The 15,115-nt window shown below is 68.5% G+C and carries 15 protein-coding genes and 1 rRNA gene; 9 read left to right on the top strand and 7 right to left on the bottom strand.

Going from position 1 to position 15,115, the window contains the following annotated elements; all coding sequences use genetic code 11:
• Window positions 1–6 precede the first annotated feature (6 nt).
• Window positions 7–123, top strand: a 5S ribosomal RNA gene (gene rrf / locus ACM6LR_RS29615).
• Window positions 124–384: 261 nt separating this feature from the next.
• Here rrf and cobF read toward each other — a convergent pair.
• Window positions 385–1,149: a precorrin-6A synthase (deacetylating) gene (gene cobF / locus ACM6LR_RS29610; RefSeq protein ID WP_414944975.1), complete on the bottom strand. Its 765-nt coding sequence runs from the start codon at window positions 1,147–1,149 to the stop codon at window positions 385–387.
• A gap of 96 nt (window positions 1,150–1,245) precedes the next feature.
• On the opposite strand from cobF, the gene ACM6LR_RS29605 reads away from it, so the two are divergent.
• Genes ACM6LR_RS29605 through ACM6LR_RS29595 form a run of 3 tightly spaced genes read left to right on the top strand, consistent with a single transcriptional unit; the run spans window position 1,246 to window position 3,820 of the window.
• Window positions 1,246–1,452: a heavy-metal-associated domain-containing protein gene (locus ACM6LR_RS29605; protein ID WP_414944974.1), complete on the top strand. Its 207-nt coding sequence runs from the start codon at window positions 1,246–1,248 to the stop codon at window positions 1,450–1,452.
• Window positions 1,449–1,619 carry a hypothetical protein gene (locus ACM6LR_RS29600; RefSeq protein WP_414940693.1) on the top strand — a complete coding sequence of 57 codons (171 nt, stop codon included), beginning with the start codon at window positions 1,449–1,451 and terminating at the stop codon, window positions 1,617–1,619. The genes ACM6LR_RS29605 and ACM6LR_RS29600 overlap by 4 nt, the downstream gene beginning before the upstream one ends.
• Before the next feature lie 41 nt (window positions 1,620–1,660).
• Complete coding sequence (locus ACM6LR_RS29595) at window positions 1,661–3,820, top strand: heavy metal translocating P-type ATPase (protein WP_414944981.1); 2,160 nt, start codon at window positions 1,661–1,663, stop codon at window positions 3,818–3,820.
• On the opposite strand, the gene ACM6LR_RS29590 is transcribed toward ACM6LR_RS29595, so the two are convergent.
• Window positions 3,817–4,098 carry a metal-sensitive transcriptional regulator gene (locus ACM6LR_RS29590; protein WP_009081418.1) on the bottom strand — a complete coding sequence of 94 codons (282 nt, stop codon included), beginning with the start codon at window positions 4,096–4,098 and terminating at the stop codon, window positions 3,817–3,819. The two genes, ACM6LR_RS29595 and ACM6LR_RS29590, sit on opposite strands and share 4 nt — an antisense overlap.
• Before the next feature lie 169 nt (window positions 4,099–4,267).
• Here ACM6LR_RS29590 and ACM6LR_RS29585 point away from each other — a divergent pair, with 169 nt between their 5' ends.
• Window positions 4,268–4,624: a YciI family protein gene (locus ACM6LR_RS29585; RefSeq protein ID WP_414940692.1), complete on the top strand. Its 357-nt coding sequence runs from the start codon at window positions 4,268–4,270 to the stop codon at window positions 4,622–4,624.
• Between the two features lie 42 nt (window positions 4,625–4,666).
• Here ACM6LR_RS29585 and ACM6LR_RS29580 read toward each other — a convergent pair whose 3' ends face one another.
• Entirely contained in the window at window positions 4,667–5,335 is a 669-nt protein-coding gene (locus ACM6LR_RS29580) for a M protein (protein ID WP_414940691.1), read from the bottom strand.
• A 212-nt stretch (window positions 5,336–5,547) separates the two neighbouring features.
• On the opposite strand from ACM6LR_RS29580, the gene ACM6LR_RS29575 reads away from it, so the two are divergent.
• Window positions 5,548–6,243, top strand: a complete 696-nt coding sequence (locus ACM6LR_RS29575) for a maleylpyruvate isomerase family mycothiol-dependent enzyme (protein ID WP_414940690.1) — start codon at window positions 5,548–5,550, stop codon at window positions 6,241–6,243.
• On the opposite strand, the gene ACM6LR_RS29570 is transcribed toward ACM6LR_RS29575, so the two are convergent.
• The 4 genes from ACM6LR_RS29570 to ACM6LR_RS29555 form a co-directional block, all read right to left on the bottom strand.
• The gene (locus tag ACM6LR_RS29570) at window positions 6,244–7,578 is read right to left on the bottom strand and encodes a copper resistance protein CopC (protein WP_414940689.1); all 1,335 of its coding nucleotides are present in this window, start codon (window positions 7,576–7,578) and stop codon (window positions 6,244–6,246) included.
• Window positions 7,575–8,153, bottom strand: coding sequence for a hypothetical protein (locus tag ACM6LR_RS29565; protein WP_414940688.1), 579 nt, complete (start codon window positions 8,151–8,153; stop codon window positions 7,575–7,577). Before ACM6LR_RS29565 ends, ACM6LR_RS29570 begins: the two co-directional genes overlap by 4 nt.
• A 116-nt stretch (window positions 8,154–8,269) precedes the next feature.
• Complete coding sequence (locus ACM6LR_RS29560; RefSeq protein ID WP_414944973.1) at window positions 8,270–8,956, bottom strand: winged helix-turn-helix transcriptional regulator; 687 nt, start codon at window positions 8,954–8,956, stop codon at window positions 8,270–8,272.
• Between the two features lie 42 nt (window positions 8,957–8,998).
• A complete protein-coding gene (locus ACM6LR_RS29555) occupies window positions 8,999–9,838 on the bottom strand; it encodes an AfsR/SARP family transcriptional regulator (RefSeq protein WP_414940686.1) in 840 nt (279 codons plus the stop codon).
• 224 nt (window positions 9,839–10,062) lie between these two features.
• Here ACM6LR_RS29555 and ACM6LR_RS29550 point away from each other — a divergent pair, with 224 nt between their 5' ends.
• The 3 genes from ACM6LR_RS29550 (at window position 10,063) to ACM6LR_RS29540 (ending at window position 15,043) form a co-directional block, all read left to right on the top strand.
• Entirely contained in the window at window positions 10,063–12,339 is a 2,277-nt protein-coding gene (locus ACM6LR_RS29550) for a TOMM precursor leader peptide-binding protein (RefSeq protein ID WP_414940685.1), read from the top strand.
• 42 nt (window positions 12,340–12,381) lie between these two features.
• On the top strand, window positions 12,382–13,857 hold the full coding sequence (locus ACM6LR_RS29545; RefSeq protein WP_414944980.1) for a SagB/ThcOx family dehydrogenase: 1,476 nt from the start codon (window positions 12,382–12,384) through the stop codon (window positions 13,855–13,857).
• 283 nt (window positions 13,858–14,140) lie between these two features.
• Complete coding sequence (locus tag ACM6LR_RS29540) at window positions 14,141–15,043, top strand: helix-turn-helix transcriptional regulator (RefSeq protein ID WP_414940684.1); 903 nt, start codon at window positions 14,141–14,143, stop codon at window positions 15,041–15,043.
• Window positions 15,044–15,115 lie beyond the last annotated feature (72 nt).

Below are 15,115 nucleotides of genomic sequence, written 5' to 3'. Positions count from 1 at the left end.
CAGTGTTTCGGTGGTTATAGCGTCAGGGAAACGCCCGGTCCCATTCCGAACCCGGAAGCTAAGCCTGACAGCGCCGATGGTACTGCAACCGAAGGGTTGTGGGAGAGTAGGACACCGCCGGACTAACCTTAGAAACAAGGGGGGCTCGGGCCCCGGTCGAGAACCACGAGTTCTCCCGGAGCCCGAGCCCCCCTTTTTTTCACGTCCCCACACCCGCCACACCGTGCTTAAACAGCAAACACCCGTGCCTGAACGGACAACACGCGTGACTGGACGGACAACACGATGTTCGCCGCCTAATCACGCGAGTTCTCCGTCCAATCACACGAGATACCCGCCCAAGCACGCGAGATACGGGGTTAAGCACGTGAGATACGGGGTTGGTCAGGAGTTGGCGGGGCGCCGCAGGTGGTAGATGTCCATGATCCAGCCCTTTCGGGCCCGCGCCGAAGCGCGAACGGAACGGATCTCCGCGGCGAGTGCGGCGGTGAGCGGGCCCGAGAGCAGGAGCTCGTCGGGGGTGCCGAGGTAGGCGCCCCAGTAGATCTCCAGGCCCGTGTCCACGAACCGCGAGAACGTGCACCCCGCATCCAGCATCACGAACACGTCGTCCGCGTCCGAGGGCCAGCCCGCTTCGAGGCGCCGGCCGGTCGTGATCAGCACCGGGCGTCCGATCTGGTTCATCGTGGTCCGGTGCCGGGACGTCAGCGCGGCCACGCTGCTGACACCGGGGACGACCTCGTACTCGAACTCGACGTTCCCGCGCTCAAGCACCGCGTCCAGCAACGCACACGTCGAGTCGTAGAGCGCCGGGTCGCCCCACACGAGGAAGGCGCCTCGTTCATCGGGACCCAGTGAGCCGATCATGGTCTCGTAGACGTCGGTGCGGAGCCGGTGCCAGTCGGCGACGGCCTTCCGGTAGTCATCCGGAGTACGGTCGCGTTCAGGGTCCTGTGCCCGCACGACGCGGTAGCCGGGCCGTTCGACGAAGCGGTCGAGGATCTCCTGGCGTAGACCCACCAGGTCCTGCTTCTCTGAACCCTTGTCGAGGACGAAGAAGACATCGGTCTCGTTCAGCCGCCGCACGGCCTGGACGGTCAGGTGTTCCGGGTCGCCGGCGCCGACGCCGATGGCGGAGATCTTCCTCATCGCCGCAGTGTGCCCGCCCCCTCAAGGCACACCCCTACCCCCATGGGGTATAAATGGGGTGATCGCTTCGCCTGTCCTGTAGAGGAGTTCGTACCGATGGCCGAAACCACCTACACCGTCCAGGGCATGTCCTGTGGGCACTGCGCTTCCTCCGTCACCGAGGAGGTCAGCGGCATCGCGGGCGTCAGCGCCGTGAACGTGGACGTGGACAGTGGCAAGGTAACCGTCACCAGCGACGCCGCGCTCGACGTCCAGATCGTGGACGCGGCCGTCTCCGAGGCCGGTTACCAGCTCGTCTCGTGAGCACCGCCGTCAAGGTGTCGGCGTTCGCCGCGGCCCTGGTCGCGGTGTTCGTCGTCGCCTGGGCGATCGGCTCCGCTGTCGAGCCGCTGGACGAGGCGCCGGTCCCGCCCGCGCCGACCAGTAAGCACGAAGGGCATCACGAGGGCCACACGGGAGGCACGCCGTGAGCGTCGAGACATCCCAGCGAGTCGAACTCGCCATCGGCGGGATGACCTGCGCGTCCTGTGCCGCGCGGGTCGAACGCAAGCTGAACAAGGTCGACGGTGTCTCCGCCACGGTCAATTACGCCACCGAGAAGGCGCAGGTCGACTTCCCGGTCGCGCTCTCGGTCGACGATCTCGTCGGTGTCGTCGAGTCCGCCGGTTATACGGCCGAGCCGCCCAGGCCTGACGAAGACGTCAATCAGTCCGACGGGCTCCGGCAGCGGCTCCTGATCTCTGCCGCGCTCGCCGTCCCGGTGATCGTGCTGGCCATGGTTCCGGCTTGGCAGTTCACCTACTGGCAGTGGGTCTCGCTGGTCCTGGCCGCGCCCGTCGTCACCTGGGGCGCGTGGCCGTTCCACCGCCCCGCCTGGACGAACTTCCGTCATGGCGCCGCCACCATGGACACCCTGATCTCCCTCGGCGTCGCCGCGGCCACGCTCTGGTCGCTGTACGCGCTGCTGTTCGGCACCGCGGGGGTGCCCGGAATGCGGCACGGCTTCGAGCTGACCATGGAACGCGGGTCCGGCGCGGGCAACCTCTACCTCGAGGTCGCCGCCGGGGTGACCACGTTCCTCCTGGCCGGTCGCTACTTCGAGGCCCGCTCCAAGCGCCGCTCCGGTGCCGCCCTGCGGGCACTGCTCGAACTCGGTGCGAAGGATGTCGCCGTCCTCGAAGATGGTGTCGAGAACCGCGTCCCAATCGGTGACCTGAAGGTCGGCAACGAGTTCGTCGTGCGGCCGGGGCAGAAGATCGCCACCGACGGCGTCGTGACCGAAGGTGGCTCGGCGGTCGACCTGAGCATGCTGACGGGTGAAGCTGTGCCGGTCGAGGTGAGCGTCGGTGACGTCGTCGTCGGCGGGACGGTCAACGCGGGTGGCAGGCTTGTCGTCCGCGCCACCCGGATCGGCGCCGACACCCAGCTCGCGCAGATGGCGCGGCTGGTCGAGACCGCGCAGAACGGCAAGGCACGGGTCCAGCGGCTCGCGGACCGTGTTTCCGCCGTGTTCGTCCCGGTGGTGATCGCGCTCGCGGTCGGCACGCTCGGCTTCTGGCTCGGCGCGGGCAGCGGAACGGACGCCGCCTTCACCGCCGCCGTCGCGGTCCTGATCATCGCCTGCCCGTGCGCGCTCGGCCTGGCCACGCCGACGGCGTTGCTCGTCGGGACCGGCCGCGGCGCGCAACTGGGCATCCTCATCAAGGGCCCCGAAGTGCTCGAGTCCACTCGCCAGGTCGACACCGTCGTCTTGGACAAGACCGGCACGGTAACCGTCGGAAAGATGAGCCTCACCGACCTTCACGGTGAAGACGAGACGGAGGTGCTCCGCCTTGCCGCTGCCGTCGAGCACGCTTCCGAGCATCCCATCGCCCGTGCGATCGTCGCGGCCGCCGAGGAGCGGTTGGGAGCCTTGCCGCCGGTCGAAGGGTTCCGCAACTTCGAGGGTCTGGGTGTCGTCGGCGAAGTCGAGGGCAAGACCGTCCTGGCCGGTCGCACTGCCTTCCTCGAACAGCACGACATCACCGTCGGTGACGAGTTCGTGCAGGTCAAAGCCGCCGCCGAGGAGCGTGGTGCGACGGCCGTCGTCGTCGCCTGGGACGGCGAGACGCGCGGTGTGGTCGTCGTCGCCGACACGGTCAAGCCGACCTCGAAGCAGGCCGTGAAGGAACTGCGGGTCCTCGGGCTCCGGCCGGTCCTGCTGACCGGCGACAACACCGGTTCCGCGAAGGCGGTCGCCGCCGAAGTGGGGATCGACGAGATCGTCGCCGAAGTCCTCCCCGCCGACAAGGTCGACGTCATCAAGCGCTTGCAGTCCGAAGGCCGCGTGGTCGCCATGGTCGGTGACGGCGTCAACGACGCGGCCGCGCTCGCGCAGGCCGACCTCGGCCTGTCGATGGGCACCGGGACCGACGCCGCGATCGAAGCCGGTGATCTGACGCTCGTCCGGGGTGACCTGCGTGCCACCGTCGACGCGATCCGGCTCTCGCGCCGGACACTCGGCACGATCAAGGGCAACCTGTTCTGGGCGTTCGCCTACAACGTCGCCGCGCTGCCACTGGCCGCGCTCGGCCTGCTCGACCCCATGATCGCCGGGGCCGCGATGGCGTTCTCCTCGGTCTTCGTCGTCACCAACAGCCTGCGGCTGCGCAGGTTCCGCGGAGTGGCTTAGGAACGGACCAGCCGGGCAATGGCGTCGGAGGCCTCGCGGACCTTGAGGTCGGCCTCTTCACCGCCCGCGGCGGCGGCCTGGACCACGCAGGTGGCGAGGTGCTCGTCCAGCAGTTCGAGGGAGAACGACTGCAGCGCCTTCGTGGCCGCGGACACCTGGGTCAGGATGTCGATGCAGTACTTGTCCTCTTCGACCATCCGCTGCAGTCCGCGGATCTGCCCCTCGATCCGGCGCAGGCGCTTGAGGTAGGCCTCTCGCTCGCTGCCGTAGCCCGTCATTCCGCACCCGTTCTGTCGTCGTTCCCCAGCCAGCGTTCACTATACCCTCCCCACGTATCCGGCCCGGGCGGGCGAACTTCGCGGGTGCCGGGATGTCGAGGATGGTCCGGCGGCTCCGACTCAAGCGTGAACGGCCGGGCACCCGGCCGGATGACCAGGAGGAACACCGATGAAGTACATGATCATGATCACGATGAACCCCACCGCATGGGACGCCCTCCCCGAGGGCGAGCGCGACGAGGTGGTCGCCCGGATCGACCCTTTCATGAAGAAGCTGTCCGAGAGCGGCGAACTGCTCGGGACGCAGGCGCTGGGGGAGCCGAAGGAGAGCACGGTGGTCCGGGTGCGTGACGGCGTCCCGGTGGTCACCGACGGTCCGTTCGCGGAGTCGAAGGAGTACCTCGCGGGCTTCTACCTGGTCGAATGCGACAGCAAGGAGCGCGCGATCGAGATCGCCGGCCAGGTTCCGGACGCGCACGTCAACGCGATGGAAATCAGGCCGGTGGTCTTTTCTTCTGGCTTGTGATTCCCACCAGTCAGGCGCAGCCTCTCGGCGGGGTCCGGGGCTTCAGGTTGTGGCCGCTTCGGCGCCGGCGCGGGCCTCTGGCCTGCTCCGGCGCTGAACGGGCACTTCCGGCTTCGGTTCTTCGATGATTGTCAGGACCGTACCGGCCTCCGCGAGCAGTTCGCGGCAGCCGACCAGCTGTTTCAGCACGTCAGCGCGCAGGTGGAGGGCCACATCGGCCTCTTGCCGCGCTTCGGCGAGCAGGCGCTCGCCCTCTTCGGCGGCGTCGTCGAGCAGTTTTCGCGCTCGTGCTTGCGCGGCTTCGTCCCGTGCGGCGAGCGCGCGCATCGCCTCCGCCCGGCGCAGCGTCATGGCGCGTTCGAAGTCTTCGGTGATCCGCTTTCGTTCCGTTTCGGCCTTGGCGGCCTCCTCGGTGGCGCGCGCGATGATGTCGTCGCCCTCTTCGCGGGTGAGTTCGAGCATCCGGCGCGATCGCTCCTGCAACGCGTCCGGCGCGATCGGCACGCGGCTGATCCGGTCGACGCTCGCTTTCAGTTCACGGTTTTCCTCTTGCGCGGCGGTGAGCTTCGCGGCGAGTGCCTCCCCGCGGCGGATCGCTTCGTCGCGTTCGGCGGCCGCTCGTCGTAGCTCGGTTTCCACCTCGCGAACGAATTCCCGGACCTGAGCGCGATTGAAACCACGCCACGCCAGATCGAAGCCGGGCATCTCCATTGGTCACCTCCACAGTGGGCGATCCGTCACCGGTGTGCGATTTTCCCTTGCCACACGGGGCTTTCCCCGTCCAGTGTGCCTGAAGCCCCAACGACATGTGTCACTGGTGGGTGATCTTTGCGCCGAACGGTCCGCACAAGAGGGAAGAAGGGTGATCGTCGAAGCGGTGGGAGAATGGACGACCATCGTTGACCCCTACTGGAGGTGGCCGCGTGACGAGCAGCCGAATTCGGGTCCCTGGCTGGAATACGGCGACCGCGACCGCAGGGTATCGGCAGGTCAGAGAGAACATCTCGATCTTGCTCGCCGAGCACGCGAGCGCGGGCGAGCGGGTCGTCCCAGCCTGTCCACAGTGGACAGTCCGGGACCTGCTCGCGCATGTGACCGAAATCTGTGATCGAGTGATCACCCGGTTCGGCGGCGAGCCGCGCCCGGTTCCGGAGGCGGCGTCGGCCGCCGGATTGCTGCGGCTCTGGAACGAGCGCGGACCCGAGGCCGACACCATCCTCGCCGCAGAGGGCGAAGGGGAGAGCCGCGGCGACATCATGGTGATGGACGCCTTCACCCACGAACTCGATCTCCGGTACGCGCTCGGCGCTCCGCTGCCCGAGGCGCACGCGGCCTGGCTGCGGAGTTTCGAAGTGCTCGTCAGCGGCCTCGGCGCCTCGCTGAAAGAGCACGGGCTGCCCGGAATGCGGATCGAGACCGAGGGCGCGACCTGGATCGCCGGCACCGAACCGGTCGCCGCGGTGCTCTCGGGCCCGCCCGCCGATCTGTACCGGTCGCTCGCCGGGCGCCGGAGCCCGGCTCAGATCGCCGCCTTGGACTGGCTGGGCGATCCCGAGCCGTGGCTCCGGGCCTTCACCTGGGGGCCGTTCACCCCGCCTGCCGAAGCGATCGAGGGCTGATCAGCCGGTCGGTGACATCGAGGACAGCGCCGCGGCCAGCGCGAGCACCACGGCCACGATCAGTACCTCGACCCCGACGCTGACCCGCAGTTTCCGCAGGTCGGCGGTCACGACGCCGGTGCCGCCGCGGCCGGAGATCCCGCGGCGCACCGCGTTGCGGCTCAGGTTCGCGACCAGGAGCAACGCGGCGAACCCGGTCAGTTTCAGCAGGAAGACGATGCCGTAGGCCGACGTCCAGAGCGCCTCCACCGACGGGACGAGCCGGAAGCCCAGGTAGGCGCCGCTGACCACCATGATCACGATCGACCAGGTGGCGATCGGATGGAACCGTGCCAACGCCGGTTCGGCCTCCGACGCCGAGTGCTTACCGCGCAGGAGCACGGCCAGCTGGATCAGCCCGCCGACCCAGACGGCCATCGCGCCGAAGTGCGCGAGGTCGGCGCTGACCGAGAGGAACATGATCTTGTCGGCCACCGCGTGCCCGGTCGCGGAGAAGCTCAGCATCACGATGAACCCGGCCGCGATACCGAGGTTCTCGTAGCGTGACCGCAGCCTGTCCGGTAGGCCGTCCGTCAGCAGCCGTCGCACGATCACGGCGAGCGCGACGATCGCGGCCATCCGCAGGAGCAGGAGTTTCCCGTACGCCACCCGCAGGGTCGCCTCGATCAGGGCCGGGTCGAAGACCGAGCCCACGCCACGGCCCGCGACGTACGGGCCTTGCAGCAGGAACCCGGCCACGGCCGTCACGGCCGAGAGCCACACACCGACGGTGATCAACTTCCGCGCCGCCGGGTCGGACCGGCCGCCTTGGCGGCAGACCAGCACGAACACCAGTCCGCCGAGCAGCGCGACCCCGCCGAACGAGCCCCAGCGGAACGTGGTGAACAGCGCGTCGGTGACCGGATCCGTGCCGGTGGAGGCGGACACCGCGCCCGCCGAGGTGATCAGCGGGCCGGTCCCGATCACGAAGGCGATCGTGCCGCGCACCGGATGCGAGTCGGTCGAGACGAAGGCGTACTCGACGAGGTAACTGCCGTCGGGAAGATCGGGCTCGAGGTTGACCGCGACCTGTTCGGCGATGTCGCCCGGCTGGAAGACCGGTCCGGTGACGAAGTCCCTACCGTGTGCGTCGACGACCTTGATCGAGTTCGGCTGGATGCCGATGTTCTCCGACAGGGTGATCGAAACCTGCGGGGGCGCCGAGGCGAGCCGGGCGCCGTCGGCGGGATTCGAGGCGAGGAGTTCGACGTGGGCCGAAGCCGGGGCCGCGGCGAGTACCGCGACCCCGAACCACGCCGCCACAAGAGCCAGTAGCGCGAAGAGCCTCCTGGTCACGACGCCGTCGTCGCCAGCTCACGCCGGCTTTCGGGCGAGCACGTGCAGCCGGTGAGCTGACGCTCGACGGCGGAGGCCTTCCGGTGCACCAGCATCGCGATGATCATCGGGATGGTGACGATCGTGTTGTAGAACAGGTGCAGTTCCACCCGGGGGATGAACAGCTGGATGATGCTGCTCGGCGCCGTGCCGCCGCCGAGGCGCCAGCCGGTCTGTGCCTGGATCAGCAGCAGCAGATGCTCGATGTGGTGCCAGAACTGCAGGCCGAGCGCCAGGTTCCACCACTGCCGCGAGCGGCCGGCGAAGCCCTTGCGCAGGGCGAACAGCGCGATCAGCATGACGATGGCGTAGCCGTAGTGCAGCCATTCGGAGCTGATCAGCTTGGGGAAGGGGATACCCAGAACGCCGCGGGCGTCCGGGGTCTTCCAGCCGAGGACGTAGATCTGGAACGCCTGCACGAGGTGTTCCGCCCAGTGCGCCACCACGATGAGTGCGAAGACGTTCAGCGCCGCGCGGTGGTATTTCCCGTTGAGCGAGGAGAGTAGGCCTGGGCGTGTCGAATCGAGTGCGGCCATGAAGGGGCTCCTAGGGCGAAAGACCGGCCGGTGACGGATATCGACGATATCTCGCGTACCGGCCGTTTCCGTTACTCCGGATTGCTGATCTGACCTGCGGTACTACGCCGAACGGCTCAGCGAACGACGATTCCGTGGGACACCTGGGGCGCGGCGGGAACGTGGAACAGCTCGGTGAACAGTTCCAAATACTCGAAGGCGCCGTCGATCCGGACCTTGCCGGTCCGCGTGGCGTCGGCGGCGCTGAGTTCTCCGCTCAGCAGGTCCCTGATGAACGGGCCCAGCGGTTCGATCGTCGCGTCGGCACCGGGATGCGCGCCGTCCGCGACCTTGAGCGCGCCGTCCTCGACGATCGCGTGCAGGACCATGCCGCCAGGGTAGTGCAGTTCGTAGGTGGCGTGGACGCCCCTGGCCATCTCGCTCTGGAAGGTCGTGTACAGCGACAGGATCGCCGCGTCCAGGGTGAACACGTCTTCGGGAGCGGGCCGTCCGAGCGACCGCGCGCCCCACAGGCCGAGGTCCAGCACGATCTGGTCGAGTTCGCCGCCGTACTCGGTGAGTTCGTAGACCACCGCGGCGTCGAGCTGGGGGAGCAGGCGGCGGCGGAGCACCCCGGACTGCTCGAGTTCGTTGAGCCGCGCGGACAGCGTGCTCGCCGGGATCTTGGGCAGGCCCGCTTGCAGTTCGGTGAACCGCTTCGGGCCGAGGACGAGGTCACGGACGATCAGCAGCGACCAGCGTTCGCCGATGATCTCCAGCGCGCGGGCGAGACCACAGAACTGTCCATAGGTACGACTGGTCATCCGTCGATCCTCACTTTCGTTTTCCGTGGCAGGAGCAGGTCTTCAAGCGGGTTCGCCCTCGGAGAGCAGATCGTGGTGCAGGATCTGGAGCTCGTCGCAAGGCTCGACGCCCAGTTCATTGTTGAGCCTGGCGCGCACCTGGCGGTAGGTCGCGAGGGCGTCGGATCGCCGCCCGCTGCGCCCGAGCACGCGGATCAGCTGGCCGTGCAGTGCCTCGTCCAGCGGATTCGCGGTGACCAGGGACCGCAGTTCGCCGATCAGCTCGTGCCGCATCCCGGCCGCGATGTCCGCCTCGATGCGCAGGTGCAGGGTGCTGCGCCGCTGTTCGACGAGGTCGACGGCGTACGCCGACAGCACCGATCCACAGTGGACATTCGCCAGCGGCGGCCCGGACCACAGGTCGAGCGCCGACCGGAAGGCTTTCGCGGCTTCGACGTGCTCGCCCCGCAGCTGCAGCTCCCGGCCCTGTTTCTGCAGTGTCTGGAACTCGAAGACGTCCACCTGCTCCGGGGCGATCCGGAACACGTACCCCGGCGGTTTCGTCGCCAGCATGGTCTCGCCGTACGGGGCGAGGTCGTTCTCGTCGATGCACCGGCGCAGCTGGTAGACGTAGGTGTGCATCGTGGTGCGGACGCTGCGCGGCGGGTCGTTGGCCCACAGCTCCTGCACGATCGTGTCGATGTGCACGATCTTCCCCGGGCTCATCACCAGCATGGCGAGCACCTGCAGCAGCTTCGGCGTCGTCGGCGCGTAGTCGATCCCGTCCCGCACCAGTTCGAGCGGGCCGAGCAGGGTGAAGCGGACGGGACTTGTGAGCCCGCCCAGATTCGGGTCAGGTGCCGAGCCGTGGTGCGTGTCCGATACTCGTGATCCGGCATACATCGCAAGCGCCCTCCAGCTCGATACGCGTCGTGTCCCGTTTTCCCAGTGCGTCGACAGTGACAGAGCGGCGGGGCACCGGGCCAGTGAGCCGTCCACCAGGTCCCGCGTGCGTGTGTCCCGGAAAAACGTGGGTTTTTCATGCCCGACCCGTGAATCCCGCACTGGCCGGTACGTGGCGCCGCGCAGCAGGATTCGACAGACCGCACCGACCTACGGGGGTTCCCATGCGCGAGGCAGTGTCGAACGGGTCCGGCTTCAGTACCGGCGGTCTGGGATTCAAACGGCATCTGCGGGCGGAGATCAGTGAGGGCAACGGCGCCTACCTGTTCTCGGAGCAGGGCGTCATCGCGATGCGCGGCGCGCAGGTCGCCTCGGTCGCGGCGTTGCTCGACGGCACCCGTGACCTCGACGGACTCCTGTCCGCCTGCCCGGAGGGGATGAGCGCAGAGCAGGTCACCGGTGTGCTGGCCCGGCTCGTGGAAGCGGGGCTGGTCACCATCCGCGTCCCGGACGAACTCAGCGGGGACGAACGCGCGCTCGCGTACTGGGACGCGTGCGGTCTCGACGCGTCCGCGGTCGCCGGCCGTCAGAAGCCGGCGACGGCGAGCCTGACCGCGATCGGCCGCGGCGTCGACACCTCGCAGGTGGAGAACGCACTCGTCGCGAGCGGGATCGAGGTGGTCGGGACGGCCTCCGAACTGGCCATCGTGCTGTGCGACGACTATCTCGACCCGAGGCTGGCCGAGATCGACGCCGAACACCGGCGCACCGGCAGGCCGTGGCTGCTGGCCCGCCCGTCGGGCTCGCAGGTGTGGATCGGGCCGATCATGCAGCCCGGCCGGTCCGGCTGCTGGCACTGCCTGACCAACCGGCTGTGGGGGCACCGGCACGCGGAGGCGTGCGTGCAGGAGGTCCTCGGGCACGACGGTCCGGCCTCGTTCCCGATGCCCGCGGTGCCGCCGCTGACCGCGGCCGCGTCGCACCTGATCTCCCTCGAAGCATCCAAATGGCTGGCGGGGCACCGGTATCCGGGTCAGCAGGCGGTGTGGATCCTCGACACCCTCGATCTGCAGGGGCGGTTGCACGAACTGCGACGGCGCCCGCAGTGCCCGGAATGCGGTGACGAAGGGATCGTCGCCGCGCGGACGGCCGAGCCGGTCGTGCTGCGGGAGGCCAAGAAGGCGACGTCGGGCGGTGGCGGGCACCGGACGCTCACCCCGGTCGAGGTGCTCGACCGCTACGGCCACCTGGTCAGCCCGGTCACCGGCATCATCAAGGAGGTCGCCCGCGATCCGAGGGCGCCGGCGTTCGTGAACGCCTACCGGTCCGGGCTCAACGTCGCGCGCCGGGTGCGCGGTGAAGCCGGGCTGCAGGCCGGGCTGCGCGGGGACAACGGCGGCAAGGGCGCCAGCCCGCTCGACGCCGAGGTCGGCGCCCTGTGCGAGGCGATCGAACGGTTCTCGGCGAACTATCAGGGCGACGAACTGCGGATCCGCGACACCTTCCGTACCCTCGGCGAGGACGCCGTCCACCCGAACTCGTGCATGCTCTTCGACGAACGCCAGTACGACGGCCGGGACGAGTGGAACGCCAAGCACGCGATCTTCCAACATGTTCCCGAACGCTTCGACGAGAAGGCCGCCGTCGACTGGACGCCGTTGTGGTCGCTGCCGGAGCAGCGCCGGAAGCTGATGCCGACGGCGTACCTCTACTACGGCGTGCCGCTGGAGTGCGGAATCACCGGGATGCGCGCCGACTCCAACGGCTGCGCGGCGGGCAGCAGCGTCGAGGACGCCGTCCTGCAGGGACTGCTCGAACTCGTCGAACGGGACGCCGTCGCGATGTGGTGGTACAACCGGCTTCCCGTGCCGGGCGTCGACATCGCCTCGTTCGACGACCCGTGGGCCGAGGAGATGGTCGGCCAGTACGCGCGGGCAGGCCGGGAACTGTGGGTCCTCGACCTGACCGCGGACCTCGGTGTCCCGGTGATGGTCGCGCTGTCCAGGAGTATCGCCGGGCCGCGCGAGAACGTCATGATGGGTTTCGGCGCCCACCTGGATCCCAGGACGGCGCTGCGGAGGGCGGTCAGCGAGCTCAACCAGATGATCCCGGCGGTGCTCGCGAACGACGTCGAACTCGACGATCCCGACGCGGCGCGGTGGCTCCGGCACGCTACGGTCGCGAACCAGCCGTATCTGCTGCCGGCGCCTGGACGGTCGGCGAAACGAGCCGCGGACTTCAAGTTCATCCGGCGGCCCGACGTACGGGACGACGTGGAATCACTGGTACGCAAGCTTTCCGCGCTGGGGATGGAGACGCTGGTGCTGGATCAGACCAGGCCCGACATCGACCTTCCGGTGGTCAGGGTGGTCGTTCCGGGGCTGCGGCCCTTCTGGAGCCGTTTCGCCCCCGGACGGCTGTTCGACGTGCCGGTGCGACTGGGCAGGCTCGCCGAACCGACCCCGTACGACCGGCTGAATCCCTTCCCCATGTTCTTGTAGATCCGGCTGGAGCGACAGTTGAGGACAGATCCCCCCGGCGGTGTGGCCGAGACGATCCCCCTGTGGTCGCTCACCGACGACAGCCTTGTCGAGATCGGTGAGGACGGTTCACTGGTGGTCGTCACGCGCTGGGGGGAGTACGACTTCGACCGCGCCGAGCCACTGGTCCGGGAATCGTTGCGGCGGATGGCCTTGGGGCCGATCTCGCTGGCGAACGTGACGTCCTCGTGGGAGCCCGTCGAGCGGGAACCCGACCTCGAAGGCGAGCTGAGCTGGACGGCCGAGGGCGCCGACGCGCTGCGTCAGGCGCTCAAGGAACTCGGCGGTTCTGTGGTGCGTTCGCTCGGTCTCGCCGACGGGAGAGGGCCGCTGCTGTCGGTGATCCCGGTGGCGCTCACCCCCGTGTTCGCTCCGGTGGAAATCCCCGCCGCTCGCCCGATCCGGTTGTCCCGCTTCTGTTCCCTGCGCTCCGACGCCTACGGGATGGGGCTGGAGTCGCCGTCCGCGCGGTACCGGGTCGTGCTGTATCAACCGTGGGCGGTGCACGTCGCGGTGACACTGGCGACGGCGAAGTCGGTGGGGGAGATCGTGGGCATGACCGGGATCGAGCCAGGGGTGGTCGGCGCGATCGTGTCCTATCTGGTCGCCGCGGGCGTCGCCGGAGTCGCGGGGGAGCACGGCCGGTTCGCCGAGGACGAGGACCCCGAACTCGGCCTGTGGTCCCCGGACGAACTGTTGTTCCACACCACGAGCCGGACCTGGCGGCCCGGTGGCCCGGCCGAACTGCCGAGGCTCGGGCAACCGCCGGTGGTCAAGGCCGCCACCGGCGAGGGTCCGGTCTACGCGCTTTACCGGCCGGATCTGGCCGATCGCGCGGTGACGGATCCGACACTGACGGCGTTGCTGGAGAACGATCACACCTGTCCCGAATTCACCGAGGGTGTGCTGTCCGCCGAGCAGATCGGCGAGTTCCTGTTCCGCGGCGCGAGGATCCGGTCGATCGGGCCCGCGCACTTCCCTGGTGGACACGGCCCCAGTGGGCACGGCACTGATGGGCCCAGCCACGACGCTTCGCAACGGCCGTACTTCAGCGTCGCGTGCCTGTACGAACTCGAGTTGTACGTGTCGGTCAACCGCTGCTCGGGGCTGGAGCGCGGGATCTACCACTACGACCCGCTCGACCACCGCCTCGGCCTGGTCAACGACGACGAGGCCGATCTCGACGCGATGCTCGACATGGCGATGATCGGCGGTGGCAACCATCGGCGGCCTTCGGCGCTGATCACGGTGACCGCGCGGATGCCGAGGATGGCGTCGGTGCTTGGCGGTGGCGCGTACGCCACGACCCTGGCGCACGTCGGCGCGTTGCAGCAGACGCTGTACCTCGTCGCCCGCGCCATGGGACTGGCCGCGCACGCCGTCCCGGTCGACGCCGGCGACCGTGTCGACCGTGCCCTGAAGCTTGAATGGCCCGCCGAAGTCGGCGTCGGGGAGTGTGTGCTCGACCTCCCCGCGTGATCAGACGGAGATCTCGCGTGACTGAACGGCGAACTCGCGTGATCAGACGGCGAACTCGTGTGTTCGCCTCTCAATCACGCGAGATCTCCGTTCAATCACGTGAGATCCGCCTCCAAGCACGCGAGATCGCTGTTCGTGCTACGGGCTCGACCGTTCGCCGAACGCGCAGAGCGGGATAACCCCTGCTTGGACCCCATCTCGATCGCTCGTCGAGTGCTTCGAAATCGGTGAAGCGTTTGCTGGCGAGCAGAGGAAAAGCGACAGCGAATCCGAGGTTGGTCTGATGCAGCTACGAACAGTCGCCACGGCGGCGAACGAGAAAGGCGTCACCGAACCCGGTCGGCTCCCCGAGCCGGCGTCTCCCTTGCAACCTGCGGTGCTGCAGGCCATCTCAGCGATGCACGCGAGGTACTTCGACCCGATCACGCTGGGGGATCTGGCATCCGAGGTCTTCGTCAGCCCGTTCCACTTCTCCCGGATCTTCACCAAGGCGACCGGGGTGACCCCCGGGCGGTACCTCACCGCGATCCGGCTCTTCGAAGCGAAACGACTGCTGCTCACGACATCGTTGACGGTGTCGGACATCGTCTGCAGTGTCGGTTACAGCAGTGTGGGCACCTTCACCAGCCGCTTCACCCGTGCGGTCGGGATGACCCCGACCCAGTACCGCGACCCGGAGGTCGGCGAACTGCTCGTCGCGCTGGCCCCGCACTTCCAGCGACTGCCGTCGCTGGAAGCCCTGCACAGCGCCGGAATGGGCTGCGCGTCGATGCGCACCGGCACCGGGACGATCAGTGTGCGCGTCGAGACCCCACGCGGGGCGGGTCCGGCGAGTGTCCTCATCGGACTGTTCGGCGAGTCGATCCCGCAGTGCGGCCCGGTCGCGTTCGGCGGACGGGCGAACGTCCTTTCCGCGGACATCGAGATCCAGAACGTTCCCGAAGGCCGGTGGACCGTCATCGCGGTCGCCGAGCACGCCGCCGGGACCGCCGCGTCGTCGTTCTCCGTCGGCACCCTGCCCGGCCGCGTCGACATCACCCGGTACGGCCGCGTCCACCTGCGGATGCCGATGCGCACCCCGCAGCCGACCGACGCGCCGATGGCGATCACGCTCGCCGGAAACCCGACGTCGACCGGGAACCGCATGACCATGCCCGCTCCCGACTATCTCCGCGCGGCGGCCTGAATCAGGGCTATTCCCGGTTCTCCCGGTTCAAGCAAACCGGGAGAACCGCGGGCGCAACCGTGGAGTAGCTGC

The sequence above is a fragment of the Amycolatopsis sp. cmx-11-32 genome (assembly GCF_047608695.1).
GTDB lineage: Bacteria > Actinomycetota > Actinomycetes > Mycobacteriales > Pseudonocardiaceae > Amycolatopsis.
Note: the sequence above shows the minus strand (reverse complement) of the source record. Positions and strands in the feature narration are given on the sequence as shown.